Annotated in this window: 17 protein-coding genes and 1 tRNA gene; 13 read left to right on the top strand and 5 right to left on the bottom strand. The window is 26.7% G+C overall.

The window, feature by feature from the left end; translation table 11 throughout:
- Positions 1-25: 25 nt before the first annotated feature.
- Together BN346_RS01160 and BN346_RS01155 are read left to right on the top strand one after the other, a co-directional pair.
- Positions 26-99 (top strand) — tRNA-Cys (locus BN346_RS01160).
- Between the two features lie 681 nt (positions 100-780).
- A complete protein-coding gene (locus BN346_RS01155; RefSeq protein WP_034438450.1) occupies positions 781-1,326 on the top strand; it encodes a hypothetical protein in 546 nt (181 codons plus the stop codon).
- Between the two features lie 66 nt (positions 1,327-1,392).
- Here the strand turns inward: BN346_RS01155 and BN346_RS01150 are convergent, their stop codons facing one another.
- Positions 1,393-2,457 (bottom strand): zinc-binding metallopeptidase family protein, encoded by a 1,065-nt coding sequence (locus BN346_RS01150; RefSeq protein ID WP_034438447.1) that lies wholly within the window; start codon positions 2,455-2,457, stop codon positions 1,393-1,395.
- 192 nt (positions 2,458-2,649) lie between these two features.
- Here BN346_RS01150 and BN346_RS01145 point away from each other — a divergent pair, with 192 nt between their 5' ends.
- The 6 genes from BN346_RS01145 to BN346_RS01120 all read left to right on the top strand — a co-directional run bounded on the left by BN346_RS01145 (position 2,650) and on the right by BN346_RS01120 (position 7,271).
- Positions 2,650-2,844: a sigma factor G inhibitor Gin gene (locus BN346_RS01145; RefSeq protein WP_034438444.1), complete on the top strand. Its 195-nt coding sequence runs from the start codon at positions 2,650-2,652 to the stop codon at positions 2,842-2,844.
- Entirely contained in the window at positions 2,834-4,258 is a 1,425-nt protein-coding gene (locus BN346_RS01140; RefSeq protein ID WP_034438441.1) for an aminotransferase class I/II-fold pyridoxal phosphate-dependent enzyme, read from the top strand. The genes BN346_RS01145 and BN346_RS01140 overlap by 11 nt, the downstream gene beginning before the upstream one ends.
- Positions 4,259-4,270: 12 nt before the next feature.
- Positions 4,271-4,888: a dTMP kinase gene (tmk, locus tag BN346_RS01135; protein WP_187372117.1), complete on the top strand. Its 618-nt coding sequence runs from the start codon at positions 4,271-4,273 to the stop codon at positions 4,886-4,888.
- A 101-nt stretch (positions 4,889-4,989) separates the two neighbouring features.
- A complete protein-coding gene (locus BN346_RS01130; protein ID WP_034438434.1) occupies positions 4,990-5,319 on the top strand; it encodes a cyclic-di-AMP receptor in 330 nt (109 codons plus the stop codon).
- A gap of 102 nt (positions 5,320-5,421) precedes the next feature.
- Positions 5,422-6,360, top strand: coding sequence for a DNA polymerase III subunit delta' (locus tag BN346_RS01125; RefSeq protein ID WP_051539835.1), 939 nt, complete (start codon positions 5,422-5,424; stop codon positions 6,358-6,360).
- A gap of 2 nt (positions 6,361-6,362) precedes the next feature.
- Positions 6,363-7,271, top strand: coding sequence for a PSP1 domain-containing protein (locus tag BN346_RS01120; protein ID WP_034438429.1), 909 nt, complete (start codon positions 6,363-6,365; stop codon positions 7,269-7,271).
- An 84-nt stretch (positions 7,272-7,355) separates the two neighbouring features.
- Here the strand turns inward: BN346_RS01120 and BN346_RS01115 are convergent, their stop codons facing one another.
- The gene (locus tag BN346_RS01115; protein WP_034438427.1) at positions 7,356-8,645 is read right to left on the bottom strand and encodes an NCS2 family permease; all 1,290 of its coding nucleotides are present in this window, start codon (positions 8,643-8,645) and stop codon (positions 7,356-7,358) included.
- 225 nt (positions 8,646-8,870) lie between these two features.
- Here BN346_RS01115 and BN346_RS01110 point away from each other — a divergent pair, with 225 nt between their 5' ends.
- Together BN346_RS01110 and BN346_RS01105 are read left to right on the top strand one after the other, a co-directional pair.
- Positions 8,871-9,122, top strand: coding sequence for a YkuS family protein (locus tag BN346_RS01110; RefSeq protein ID WP_034438425.1), 252 nt, complete (start codon positions 8,871-8,873; stop codon positions 9,120-9,122).
- A 125-nt stretch (positions 9,123-9,247) separates the two neighbouring features.
- Positions 9,248-9,928 (top strand): LysM peptidoglycan-binding domain-containing protein, encoded by a 681-nt coding sequence (locus BN346_RS01105; protein WP_034438421.1) that lies wholly within the window; start codon positions 9,248-9,250, stop codon positions 9,926-9,928.
- Positions 9,929-9,963: 35 nt separating this feature from the next.
- Here BN346_RS01105 and BN346_RS01100 read toward each other — a convergent pair whose 3' ends face one another.
- Genes BN346_RS01100 through BN346_RS01090 form a run of 3 tightly spaced genes read right to left on the bottom strand, consistent with a single transcriptional unit; the run spans position 9,964 to position 11,756 of the window.
- Complete coding sequence (locus BN346_RS01100) at positions 9,964-10,623, bottom strand: PIN domain-containing protein (RefSeq protein WP_034438418.1); 660 nt, start codon at positions 10,621-10,623, stop codon at positions 9,964-9,966.
- 60 nt (positions 10,624-10,683) lie between these two features.
- A complete protein-coding gene (locus BN346_RS01095; protein ID WP_034438414.1) occupies positions 10,684-11,385 on the bottom strand; it encodes an LrgB family protein in 702 nt (233 codons plus the stop codon).
- A gap of 11 nt (positions 11,386-11,396) precedes the next feature.
- A complete protein-coding gene (locus BN346_RS01090) occupies positions 11,397-11,756 on the bottom strand; it encodes a CidA/LrgA family protein (protein ID WP_034438411.1) in 360 nt (119 codons plus the stop codon).
- Positions 11,757-12,080: 324 nt separating this feature from the next.
- Between BN346_RS01090 and BN346_RS01085 the strand changes: the two genes are divergently transcribed.
- From BN346_RS01085 to BN346_RS01075, 3 genes are all read left to right on the top strand, one after another.
- On the top strand, positions 12,081-12,827 hold the full coding sequence (locus tag BN346_RS01085) for a tRNA1(Val) (adenine(37)-N6)-methyltransferase (protein WP_034438407.1): 747 nt from the start codon (positions 12,081-12,083) through the stop codon (positions 12,825-12,827).
- Positions 12,828-12,839: 12 nt separating this feature from the next.
- Complete coding sequence (rsmI, locus tag BN346_RS01080) at positions 12,840-13,682, top strand: 16S rRNA (cytidine(1402)-2'-O)-methyltransferase (protein ID WP_034438404.1); 843 nt, start codon at positions 12,840-12,842, stop codon at positions 13,680-13,682.
- A 180-nt stretch (positions 13,683-13,862) separates the two neighbouring features.
- Complete coding sequence (locus BN346_RS01075; protein WP_034438401.1) at positions 13,863-15,023, top strand: C40 family peptidase; 1,161 nt, start codon at positions 13,863-13,865, stop codon at positions 15,021-15,023.
- Positions 15,024-15,039: the final 16 nt, after the last annotated feature.

Genomic DNA, 15,039 nt, shown 5'->3' with positions numbered 1-15,039 from the left:
GATTCCTGCTCGAGCCACCAGTTATGGCGCTATGGCCAAGTGGTAAGGCAGAGGCCTGCAAAGCCTTTACCCCCAGTTCAAATCTGGGTGGCGCCTCCAAGAAAAACTAGTAATTTTATTACTAGTTTTTTTGTTTATATGGAATTTTATATTTTTTTATAAGAGCATGCAATTATATGCTCTTTATTTGTATTTAGAGTTAAAAAATTGTAATAATATCTATAAAGTTAATTACTTTAAAGATTAACACTTTATTCTAAATTTGTATTTTAATTAAAGAACATTAGAGTTACATTTAATATATAAATAAATTTGATTTTTATTAACAACATAATTAAAAAGAATTTATGCTATGTAAAATATAAGTGGTAGTATAGTTCTAGAAAAATAGTATATAAATTATATTAATTTCAATTAGAAAATAAGCTTATAAAACATAATAAAATAGTTATTGTGTTTTATATATTATTTTGATTAATAAAAAATAATTTCTTAAGAATTATCTAAATTGATAAAAATGATTTATAAAGTTAAAATAAAATATAAAATAGTATCAAAATTTATTTTATTCCATAAAATGATTATGATGATATGGGTATGAAACTATAGCAATTAGGAGATATATTGGGATATAGAACGGTAAATTCAATTAAATTAATAATTTTACATTAAAACAACTTTAAATGCCTTTAAATTGGTTAGCTTATTTATAAAAAGCCTAGTATAATACTTAAGGCGATGAGAAATAAATTAAGGGATATATTTAGGAGGATTTTTGGGATGGGTACTATGTATAAGGAAATTATATGTAGAAAGAAACTTCCAGCGATGCTACTTATTTTTTGCATAATGTTAATTTTTATACTGTTATCAGATTTCATAAATAATTCAATTTCAGGAATTAATGTAATTTGTAACATGTTTTTTCTTGCATTAACAATAATTTGTTGCATAGTGGAAGTGTATAAATGTGGGATAAGATATAAATATTCAATTATAGCTGATCAATTAATAATTCATAAGTTGGTTGGGAAAGCACAAGTTTTAGTTGAAGATATTAGAATAGTTGATATTCATAATATAGGAATATCAGACAAGCAAAATAAGAGTATTAAAATTTTTAATACAAAAAAGTACATTTGTTCAGTACTTGGTTTAACAAATAAGTATTGTTGTGTATATAAAAACAATGGTAAATATTATAGATTCTATTTTGAACCAAGCAAAGAAATGGTAGAAAGAATAAATTCTATTAGACAAAAGAAAGAAGAATTTAATAGTGAGATTTCTAATAAATTTGTGGACAAATTAATTAAGGTAAATTAAAGATTATAGTGAATATAGAAAAGTGCTATAAAAACTTATTATTTAAATAAGTTTTTATAGCACTTTTTATTTATTATAAAAATCTTTTTTTATTTCCATTAGCAAATTTTCTTTTTGTATAATATCTAATGATGTAATGCTTAAAGCTAAAATGGAATTTATAATTGATTTATTAGAAAAATTAGTTTGAGTTATTTTTGAAAAATTTGCTGATGGAAATTTTACTGAATTATCTTCACTTATTGAAATAAATGGAGCAATTGTAGGAATTGTTTCGCTAATATTTCCAGAACATATTAATTGATTAACATATACATTATTAGAAATGTGTATTATTCCACATTCCTTTAAATTGTGAGCAAGCAATCTACAGAGAGTTTTATTAGAAGTAAGCTCATGCAATGGAGTATCTAATATAAATATATCATAATCTTTATTTAATAATTTAATTAATGAATCTTTAATTTTACTTAATAAGGCTATATTTATAGATTTAATCTGGAACTCTACACAGAGATTATTAATAGTGCTTATAGATAAATTACTTGAATAAGTATCACATAATACATCTAGTTTATTTAAAATTGAATTCCAAGCATCTATTGTATGATTAATTGATTTAGAGATTATTCTTAAGGACATAGATGCAAGAGAGGTATAGTCAAGAATAGTATCATTATAAACTTGAGGTACAAATAAAAAATCTATATCTTCTAGTATTGAATTATTACTTAATCGATATTCTAAAGAAGCATCTTCAAAGCCAGGACAACCTAATAATACAATCTCACCATTTAACTTTGATACAACATTAGTTAAGGCTATAGCAGTTCCTATGGCTATAGCAGCATTAGAATTATTACCATATATATGTTGTAGGCTGTTAGATGAGCTGTATTTGCATAATAAGGCTATTTTAGGATATGTAGTTCCATAGTGAGCACAAAAGGCTGTAGGAGTGTCTAAAAAGTTATTATCAACAGTAAAGTTATATTTACGTAATATTTTAGTTATATAATTGAAAGCAATATACTCCTCAAAAGGTCTTTCAGGATTTTCATATAAAAATTTATTAATTGATAATATTTCATCTTGTATTGTTGATATAAAGCTTATTAAAGAATTTTTCACATTAGTCACTCCTTAAAAGATACTTATTAATAGTATTTCCATTATGATAATAAATATAAATAAATCTTAAAATTAAGCTATAAAAGTATAAATCAAAAAAATAGGTTAATAATTATAATAAATTAATATATAATTATTTAGATAGTGTTTAAAATTTATATGTCAATAAATTTTGAACCGTAGGAGTTTATTATGAAATGTATCATATGTAAAAAACAAGTAATAGATAAAAGTATAAATATTTATGGAATAAAAATTTGTAAATGTTGTGAGGGAAGAATTATACATAGCAATATGCAAACTGATTTTTATGAAGTTTATAAAAATAGAATAAAAAAGAGTATTGTAAACACTTTATATAGAGGAGTGAAATTTAGTGACGAATAAGTTGCCATTAATTAATGGAATAAAAAATTACATTGATGAAAATAATATTCCATTTTCTATGCCAGGACATAAATGTGGAAGAGGATTTGAACAAACAGAAGAAGGAAGAAAATTTTTAGAGGATATTATAGATTATGATATTACAGAAGTAGATGGAGTAGATAATTTACATAGTCCAGAAGGAATTATAAAAGAATCATTAGATTTACTAAAAGAATTTTATGGTAGTAAGAAATCATATTATTTAGTAAATGGAAGTACTAGTGGAAACTTAGCAATGATATTTTCTGTATTTAATGAAGGAGATAAGATTATTGTTGAAAGAAATTGTCATAGATCAATTTACAATGCGATAATACTTAGAAAGCTGAAACCAATTTATATAAGCAGCAAAATTAATGATAAATATCAATTACCTATATCAATAGATAATGATATGTTTGATTCTATTTTAGAAGAAAATAAAGATGCAAAAGGTATAGTTATAACATATCCAAATTATTATGGTATATGCTGTGATTTAGAACACATAGTTAAAAGAGCAAGAAAATATAAAATGAAGGTATTGGTAGATTCAGCACATGGGGCCCACTTTAAATGCAATGATAAATTGCCTAAGGATGCTTTAGAAGCAGGTGCAGATATAGTAGTTCAAAGTTCACATAAAACGTTATCTAGCTTTACTCAGACAGCATATTTACATGTTAATCATAATATTAATATAGATAAAGTGGATTTCTATGTTTCAACATTTTTAAGTACAAGCCCATCATATTTACTTATGGCATCAATGGAGTATGGAAGATTTTTAATGGAGGAACAAGGACAAAGAAATTATGATGAATTAATTAGACTATGTAAAGTATATAGAGAGAGAATTAATGAGCTTAGTATATTTCATATAATAGACAAAGAAGATTTGCCCAATAATATAGATTTAGATGAAAGTAGATACATTATAAATGTAAATAAAGGATATAGTGGACACAAGTTATTAGATTACTTAAGAGAAAATAATATACAGTGTGAGATGAGTGATAATAGAAATGTGCTTGCAATATTTTCTGCGTTTAATAAAGAAAAAGATGTGTTAAAATTATATGAAGTATTAAGTAAGTGTAATATAAAATTATTGGAAGATAATATTGATATAAAAATTTTAGAGAATGTAAATCCAACTATGAAGTTATTGCCATATGAAGTAATAAATATGGAATATAAAAGTATTAATTTTAAAAAGGCATTAGGAATGGTATGTTATAAATCAATAGTACCATATCCACCAGGAATTCCGTTATTAATGCCTGGTGAAGTTATAGATGAGAATATAATTAAAAGTCTAGAGTATTATATTGATAATAATGTGACTATATTAGGATTAGAAAATGAAAATATTTATGTTGTTGAACAGTAGGTGGAGGGAATTATGAAAAAGGGAATATTAATAGCTTTAGAAGGTCCAGATGGAAGTGGAAAAAGCACACAAATAAAAATGTTAGCTAAGTATTTAGAGGAGAAAGGCCACAAAGTATTGGTAACAAGAGAGCCAGGTGGTACAAAAATAAGTGAAAAAATAAGAAAGATTATATTAGATAATGATAATAAGGAGATGTGTAGTATATCAGAAGCGCTTTTATATGCAGCATCTAGGGCACAACTTGTTGAGGAAGTATTAAAACCAGCACTTGATAATGGAGAAATAATACTTTGTGATAGATTTGTATATTCTTCAATAGTTTATCAAGGTATAGCTAGGGGGATTGGGGAAGATAAAGTAAAGTATATTAACGATATTGCATTAAATGGAATGAAGCCGGACTTGACAATAATGATTAATATATCTTATGAAGAAGGTTTAAGTAGAAAGATGAATCAAAAGAAACTTGATAGGTTAGAAAATTGCGGGGACGATTTTCATAAAAAAGTATATGATGGTTATCAACACTTAAGTAGAAATACTGAGAATATTGTTATAGTGGATGGAAATCGTGAATTAGAAGTTGTTCATAATGAAATTGTTAATGAAATAGAAAAATTTATTTAACAATATACAAATATATTCTAAATTATTAGACAAATGTGGTAAAATAGAATATAAATATATTATATTAATAAAATTAGTATAAAAAAGAAGGGGAGATTGTTATGAAATTGATAATTGCCATAGTTCAGGATGATGATGCACCGGATTTAATTGATGTTATGAATGAAAAAGGAATAAGAGTAACAAAATTAGCTACAACTGGTGGATTTTTAAAAGCTGGAAACACAACGTTGATGATTGGTATAGAAGATCATAAAGTAGACTTTGTATTATCAATGATAGAAGATGTTTGTAAAGTAAGAAAGCAAATAGTATCTTCACCTTCACCAGTAGCTGGATCAACAGGTGTTTATGTGCCATACCCAATCGAAGTAGATATTGGAGGTGCTACAGTATTTGTAGTAAATGTAGACCAGTTTTTAAGGATATAGAGAGTTTAGAAAAATTATTTTTATATTAAATATAACAATTGTTATTATTTGTGCAGTAAATTATTTTACTGCACATTTGATATTTTAGGAGGAACGTGAATTTTGAAAGCTATAATAGGTCATAGTGATATAATAAACAGCTTTTATAAAATAATAGAAGGTGAAAGATTTTCACATGCACATATATTTTATGGTGAGGATGGCATAGGGAAAAGTATAGTTGCAAGAAAGCTTGCAATAAAAATTATAGGTAAGAGTGAATTTAAGGATTATGTGGATATAGTACAATTTAAAATAAAGGAAAGTAAAAATTCAATAGGAGTAAATGATATAAGGGGATTAATAGATGAGATAAATAAAAAGCCATATGAAGCAATGAAAAAGGTTGTTATAATACATAATGGGGATAAAATGACAACACAAGCCCAAAATGCATTATTGAAAACTATAGAAGAGCCGCCAAAGGATATATTTATATTTGTTTTATGCGAAAATATATTAAAAATATTAGATACAATAAAATCAAGATGCCAAATACATAAGTTAAAATCACTTAGTGATGAGGAAATAGTGGAGTATTTTCAGGATAGATATCCTGAAATAGATGATGATTACTTAGAAATTATCACTAAATTCAGTAGAGGCATTCCAGGTGTTGGAGAAAAGCTTATAAATGATGAAACTTTTAAGGAAATAAGAGATAAGAGCATAGAATTATTAGTCACTATAAAAAACATGAATGTTAATGAAATTTTAAAGAAGGATGAGGAATTTTCAAAATACATAAAAGACTTTGATGTGATGATTGATATTATAATTTCTTTTGTAAGAGATACTATTTTATATAAAGAAACAGGTAATATAGGTCTTGTGATAAATAAGGATAGGGTTTCTGATATAAAAGAATGTGCTAATATATTCTCATTCAAACAATTAAATGATATTATTAGTATAATAAATGATGCAAGAGATAACATAACACTTAATGCAAATAGTTCATTAACGTTCAGTGTTATGCTACTAAAGATGCAGGAGGTGTAATAATGGTTACAGTTATAGGAGTTAGGTTTAAAAAAGCTGGGAAGATATATTATTTTAATCCTGGCGATTTAGATATAAAAAGTGATAATTACGTTGTTGTAGAAACAGCTAGAGGTATAGAGTTCGGAAGATGTGTTATAGGTAAAAGGGATATATCAGAAGAAGATATAATTTCGCCACTTAAAGATGTTATAAGAAAAGCAACAGAAGAAGATATCGAAAAGAATAGAGAAAATAAGGCTAAAGAAGAAGAGGCTTTTTCCATATGTCTTGAAAAAATACAAAAACATAATCTAGATATGAAGCTTATAGATGTTGAATATACATTTGATAATAATAAAGTTATTTTTTATTTTACAGCTGATGGAAGAGTAGATTTTAGAGAATTAGTAAAAGATTTAGCATCTGTTTTTAGAACTAGAATAGAATTAAGACAAATAGGAGTTAGGGATGAAGCGAAAATGAAAGGTGGATTAGGACCTTGTGGTAGACCTTTATGTTGTTCTTCATTCTTAGGTGAATTTGCACCAGTATCAATAAAAATGGCTAAAGAACAGAATTTATCATTAAATCCTACTAAAATATCAGGAATATGTGGAAGACTTATGTGTTGTTTAAATTACGAACAAGAAACATATGAGGAAACAAGAAAGAAACTTCCAAAGGTTGGTTCTATAGTAAAAACTGTAGATGGTGAAGGCGAAGTAATATCTAATAGTGTTATAAAAGAAAGTGTAAAAGTTAAAATAAAAGTTAAAGACTCAGAAGATGAATTAAGAGATTATAAAATAGATACAATAACTTTAGTAAGTGGAAGTTATGAAGATATTATAAATGATGTTGACATAAGAGAACTTGAAGCAGAAATTGAAGATCCAGATATAATAAAGGAATTAATAAAGGAAGATTAAATTAGTAATATCATATTAAGAATATAGTTATTATTTAATAGAATTAAAAAACTAGGCATCTACACAAAATGTAGATGCCTAGTTTTATATATTAATTGAATGAAGTATAAAATATACTAAAAACAACAATGATACTAAATACATTGGAATAGATATTTCATTTCTTTTCTTTGAAAATAACTTTACTAAGGGATATGCTATAAATCCAAAAGCTATACCATCTACAATACTATAAGTTAGAGGAATTAAAGTTATGATTAAGAATGCAGGAAACCCTTCACTAAAATCATTAAAATTAATATGCTCTATATTTTTTATCATTAGGGCACCAAGTATTATAAGAATAGGTGCTATAGCAGCATTTGGAATTATCTTTATAAATGGTATAAATAGTAATGATAATAAAAATAGCAATCCTGTTATAAAAGATGAAAGACCTGTTTTACCACCAGCTGCAATACCAGCAATTCCTTCTACTGTAGAAACAGAAGGACTAGTACCTAAAAGACCACAAAATATTGTAGAAAGAGCTGTGGCTTTAAGTGCAGGTTTAAATTTTTCCTCTGCATTAAGCATTCCAACTTGACCATGTATTAGACCTATATTTTCAAATATAAGTACTAATGCTAATGAAAAAGTAGCAATCCAAAATGAAGATGTAGATATTTTGCTAAAACTAACATTTAAAAATAATTCTTTGTAACTTGATAAGTTAGCAGAACCAAATGAAAGTCCAGAAACATCTATAAGTCCAAATCCAAAGCATATAAGAGTACCTACAATGATACTTATAAGAAATGCACCTGGAACATCTTTTACAAAAAGATATAAAGTTATTATAAGTATTATAAAGAATGCTATTATACTTGGAGATGCTAAATTTCCAAGAGAAACTAAAGTTGTTTCACTTGCAACAACAAGTCCGCTTTTTTGAAGACCTATAAAAGTTATAAATAGACCAATTCCAACAGTAATAGCTTCCTTTAAAGATTGTGGTATTGCATCTGAAATTATAGTAGATAGCTTAGTGAAAGCTACTATTGAAAAAATAATACCAGCAATTACCACGGCAGCTAAACCTTCGCTAAAAGATAAGCCCATAGATTTAATTATTGTGTATGTGAATAATGCGTTTATTCCCATACCAGGCATAATTACAAGCGGAGTATTACTCATAAAAGATAAAAGCCATGTACCAATTAAGGAAGATAAAACAGTAGCAACTATTAGTCCTTCCATAGGCATACCAGCATCGCTAAGTATACTTGAGTTAACTATTATTATGTACACAGCAGCAAAGAATGATGTAAGTCCGGCTGTAAGTTCACTTTTAAAAGTGACATTATGCTCTTTCAGTTTAAAGAGTTTATTCATTTGTTACCTCGTATTTTAATATCCCTCTCCCGCCCACATCAAAAGATGCAATAAAATTATACCACAAATAAAAAGAATAGTAACAGTATAAAAGAGGGATAATATAATTTTAAAAATTAGTATATACCAATAAGTAAAAAAATATTACTTGAATATATAAAAGTAAAGTAGAGAATAATAGAAAATATAAATAATATATAAATACATATAGGAGGCAAATCACTTATGAAAAAAGTTGCTGTAGAAAAAGGGTTAAACCCAGTCAAAAGTTTTTTGAATCAACAAGGATATCAAGTTAGAGAATTTGATTGCAATAAAAAATCCAACTCAAATTATTTAAATAATTTTGATGCAATTGTAGTAACAGGTCAAAGTGAAAATATGTTAGGTATGCAAGATGCAACAATTAGTTCATCAATAATAAATGCAGATGGAATGACACCACAAGAAGTGATGCAACAATTAGAACAAAATTAACAAGAGCAAAAAGTAATAGATTTTTTAATCTATTACTTTTTTTATAAAAAAATAAAAAAAGTGAATAAAATTCTTAAAAATGTTAAGTATTTAAATAGAATTTATAACTTAGAGAGGTGTAAGAAATGAAATTTAAAAAGGAAATCATCGCTATGGCAACTTGTGTAGTTGTTTTAGTAGCTGTTTTATTAACTGTTAATTTTATAGGAAAGAGAAACTCAAATGTTGCAGTTGATAAAAAGAATAATAACATTGTAGAAAATAAACAAGACAAAAAATCTACAAAATCAGAAACTAAGGAAGAAACTAAAAATAAACAAGATGAAAAGAAAACTAGTGCTGACACAGAAAAAAAACAAGATCAAAATAAAGTAACTGATGAAAAAACTAAAAGTGAAGCAAAAGATGTAACAGAAGGAATATACACTGTAAAGAAAAATGATACATTATATAGTATTGCAATGGCATATATGCCAAATATAAATCATGAACAAGTTATAAATAAAATTATAACAAGAAATAATTTAAAAGATGAAAAAAGCATTGTAGAAGGACAAAAGTTAATAATTCCATATGAAGTAGCATTAGAAAATAAAACTAATAAAAATGAAGCAAAAAATGGCAATGGAAAAAATATTGCAGGTAAATATGAAATAAAAACTGGAGATAGTCTATTTAGTATTGCAAAATCAAAAATGCCAAATGTTGCAGTTAATGAAGCTGTTGAAAAAATAAAATCAGCTAACAACATAAAAAATGAAAATTTAATAAAAGTTGGAGATATTATAAACATACCTTCTAAATAAAAAAAATCCTTGCTAGCATTTTACTAGTAAGGATTTTATATTTTTAGAACTTCAATATTACAGCTTTCAGCATATAAAAAATCACTATCTAAAGTTAGTAAATAATTCAAATTGTAACACTCACCAACAGCTAAAATAGTAGCATCATTTACTGAAATTAAATGTTTAATCATAAAGTCTTTTGTTCTTGATATACAATGTTCAGTCAAATCTAGGTAATTAAATTTAATTGTATGTTCTAACTGAGAATGCATGTTAACAGCAGTTTTATAGTACACAGATAATAAATCTTTTTTTAAAACATTTTTAGATAAGTTATCAAAATAACGTTTATAAGGAATTTCTCTAGCTTTATCTGCACGTTTTTCACGTAAAGTTTTTCGATCATATTTATTAAAACTACCAAGCAAAGATTTTATATTATTTCTGCTGTTAAAAGGAGTATTTTTATTTATTCTATATTGCATATCTAATATAAATACTTTGTACATAATTTGATTAAGAACTTCACATGAAATAATTGAAGTAACATATAATTTGCATTTGTTTAACATAAGCTTACGAAGTACTTCTATACATTCAGAGTGCTTTATATCATCATCATAAACTAAACTTAATAAATATGATGCATCTAAAAGTATAGAAGTATTTTCAGTAAAGTCTATATTGTTAAATGGGTATAATATCATCTCCATAAAATATACCTTCCCAATACTATAGTATATTTTATTCATATTATAAGTTTTTATAAGTTATTACAGTAACATAGAAAAAAGTTTTACAACTAATGGACTTAATAAAACTGTTATAAGTCCAGCAACACCTATTGATAAGCTACTCATAGCCCCTTCAGTCTCACCAAGTTCTAAAGCTTTAGTAGTACCTAAAGCATGAGAAGAGGTTCCTATAGCAACACCTATAGCTATATTGTGTTCTATTTTGAAAAGTTTGCATATGATAGGAGAGAAGATAGCACCCATAATACCAGTTATAATAATAGCTGAAATAGTTATAGGAGGTAATCCACCTAATTGTTTTGCGACTTCAACACCAATAGGAGTTGTAACTGATTTAGGTATTAATGAAAGTGCTATATTAGAATCAACATTGAAAAGTTTGCATAAAATTAAAATAGAGCACATTCCAACAAAACTACCAACGGTAATACCAATTATTATAGGAATAGCATTTTTCTTTAATAGATCAAACTTTTTATAAAGAGGTAATGCAAGTATTACAGTTGATGGGGTAAGAAAGAACGAAATTAAATAAGTGCCATCATTATATTTATCAAGTGGAATATTAAGTATATTTAAAGATAAAATTATAAATATCATAGATAATAGTAGTGGATTTAACCATACTATTTTTGTTTTTTTATGTATATATTGAGAAAGTAGGTACATCCCTAAAGTTAACAATAAAACAAATAGTGGGGAAGAAAGTAAATCCTTCATACATATCACTCCTAGCTTTGTTTTTTATTCATAAGTTTTGATACAAATTGAACAGTATGTGCGGTAACAACTAAAACTATACAAGTTGAAATAAAGCATATAATAAGCAGTTTAGTTACATTACCTTTTAGAACATCAACACACCCCATTATTCCAATACTAGCAGGAACAAAGAAAAATGCTAAGTTATTAAGTAAATAATTTGAAACTTCTTCTATATGTTCAGGTTTAATTACACGAGTTAATAATGCAATTAAAAGCAATAACATTCCTAAAACGTTACCCGGTATAGGTAAAGATAAAGTTTTAGATATAAGTTCACCTAAAAAGGTGATTATAAGTATAATAAAAATCTGCTTTAATATTTTCAAAAAATAACCTCCCTTAAAAAATATAAAAAAGTATCTCATAAAAAATCAACAATATGTATATTTTATTATAGATTAGGGCAATATACTAATGTGATATTAGAAAAAAATCTGAAAGTATTACAAGTAAAGCTTTGAAATATTAATTTTATACATTAATTTTATGGATATTTAAGATATTTTGAAGCATTACTCCCCCCTACACGATTTTGAACCGAAAGGTTCATTTTTTTTGTATATAAATAAAAATAGTAGATTATTGTAGATTATATGGGTTCAATATATAATAAGTAATAGTTCAAACATTAAATGATAAGAGAGGAAAGTATGGATATTATAAAAGCAAATGAAACATTAGATGATTTACAGCTTAATGGAATACATGTAATTCAGAAAAAAGATGGATTTAGATTTGGTGTAGATGCAGTAATTTTAGCTAATTTTTCTAAGGTTAAAAGAAATTTTAGGGTAATAGATTTATGTAGTGGAACAGGAATAATTCCATTTATATTAGCAGGAAAAACAGAGTGTAAAAGCATTTTAGGTATAGAAATACAAGATGAATTTGTTGAAATGGCTAAACGTTCAGTTAAGTATAATAAACTAGAAAATAGAGTTGAATTTAAACGTGGGAATTTGACAGATAAAAGCTTTTTAAAGAACATAGAAAGAGCAGATGTAATAACAGTAAATCCACCATATAAGTTATGTAACTCAGGAATAGTAAATCCAAGTGACAAAGTGGCTATAGCAAGACATGAAGTTTGTTGCAATTTAGAAGATGTAATAATAGCATCAAGAATGTTATTAAAGGATAATGGAAGAATGTTTATGGTTCATAGACCAGATAGATTAGTTGATATAATGACTCTTATGAGAAAACATAAAGTTGAGCCTAAAAGAATAAGATTAGTTCATCCTACGCCTAATAAAGCTCCTAACATAGTATTAATTGAAGGTCAAAGAGATGGGGGAAGATTTTTGAAGTGGGAAGATCCATTAGTTATACATAATGAAGATGGAAGTTATTCAAAAGAAATTATAGAAATGTACAATTCAAATGAAATAAAGTAGGAGGGTGATTAAGTGAGTGGAAAATTATATTTAGTTCCTACTCCAATAGGAAACTTAAAGGATATAACACTGAGAGCTTTAGAAGTATTAAAAAGTGTTGATATAATTGCATGTGAAGATACTAGACAAAGTTTAAAACTTTTAAATCATTTTGCAATAAGAAAAACATTGATAAGTTATCATAAGCATAATGAAAATGGTAAAAGTGAAGATATAATAAAGGAATTAAAAGAAGATAAAAATATAGCTATTATAAGTGATGCAGGAACTCCAGGTGTTTCAGACCCAGGAGCAGTTATAGTTAAAAAATGCATTGAAGAAGGTTTATCATTTGAAGTGTTGCCAGGTGCAACAGCAATAACGACTGCACTTGTATATTCTGGACTTGATACAACTAAATTTATATTTAGAGGTTTTTTACCAAGAGAAAACAAAGAAAGAAGACCAGTTATAGAGGAATTATTGGAGAGAAAAGAAAGTTTAATATTTTATGAGGCACCACATAGATTAAAAAATACATTAGAATTTTTATATGAATCGTTTGGAGAGAGAAATATAAGTATATGTAGAGAACTAACAAAATTGCATGAAGAAATAATAAGGTTAAAGTTAAGCGAAGCAATTGAATATTATTCTGAAAATAATCCAAGAGGTGAATATGTTTTAGTATTAGAAGGAAAAAGTGAGGCTGCTATAGAAGAAGAAGAAATGGAAAAGTGGTCTAACTTAACAATAGAAGAACATATAAAAAAATATATAACTGAAGGATTAACAAAAAAAGATGCTATAAAAAAAGTATCAAAGGATAGAAAAATGACAAAATCTGAAATATATAAATATTCAATAGATATATAAAGTAGTAAATAAAGTAAAACAATGTTCCAAAGAAATGTTTAAGAGGTTTATTATACCATATAATTAATGATTTTAGTAAAGTTTTTGTAACAAATTTTAATAAAGCTACTTAGAAATGTTGAGTTAATATATACTTTAGTGGTATAATTAAAAAGAAATTTCAAGGGGGAGGGATTAAGTTTGAATAGAAAAATAGTAGCGATAGCTACAGCAATGGTTATTGCAACATCAAGCATGGGCTTTACAGTAAATGCGAGTCCTTATGATGAACAAATAAATCAAAAGGCAAACGAATATAAAAGTGCTCAAGAAAAACTAGATGCAGTAAATGCTGAAATTCAAAAACTAGATAACGATATATCAACTTTAATGGTAGAAATAGAAGAAACTAACAATAAAATAACAAAGACAGAGGGCGAAATCAAAACTACATCTGAGAATGTTGTTAAAACAGAAAATGACATGAAGGATGAAGAAGATTTATTTAGACAAAGAATGAGATCTATGTATATGAACGGTATGGACACATATGTAGAAGTTATTCTTAACTCTGATGGATTTTCAGAATTAGTTTCTAGACTTGAGAATATAAAACAAATCATAAGCTATGACAAACAACTTATGACAGAGTTAACAACTAAAAAGACATCATTAGAAGAACAAAAGAACAAATTAGAATCTAAAAAGCAAGAGCTTCAAGGATTAAAGTCAGATAATGATTCAAGAATGGCTAAATTAGAAAGTGAAAAAGGAAACTATAAAGCTAAATATGCAGCAGCAGATAAAGAAAAACAAAAATTATCAGCTGAATTAGATGGATTAAAATCATCTAAGGCTTCATATGAAGCAGAACAAGCAGCTGCAGCAGCTGCAGCACAAGAAAGACCATCAAGAGGTGATGATTATACTAGTGGTAGCGGATCATCTTCATCTAATGGTTCAAGCAATGGCGGTGGATCTAATAACACAATAGCACCTCCAGCGGCAAGTGCTACAGGACAAGCGATTGTAGATTATGCTTATCAATTTATAGGAATTCCATATGTTTGGGGTGGAACTACTCCAGCAGGATTTGATTGTTCTGGATTTACACAATACGTTTATAGACAATTTGGATATGATATAACAAGAACAACATACACTCAAATAGGACAAGGTGTACCTGTAAGTAGAGGTCAATTAGCACCAGGAGATTTAGTATTCTTTGGTGGTGGTCCTGATCATGTTGGTATATATGTTGGTGGTAACAGCTATATACACTCACCACAATCAGGTGAATCTATAAAAGTATCTCCATTAACTAGATCAGATTTTATAGGTGGAAGAAGAATAATATATTAATTTTTATATTAAATAA

The sequence above is a fragment of the Clostridium ihumii AP5 genome (assembly GCF_000612845.1).
In the GTDB taxonomy this organism is placed as follows: Bacteria; Bacillota; Clostridia; order Clostridiales; family Clostridiaceae; genus Clostridium_J; species Clostridium_J ihumii.
The sequence above is the reverse complement of the archived record's forward strand: the minus strand, read 5'-3'. Positions and strand labels throughout refer to the sequence as shown.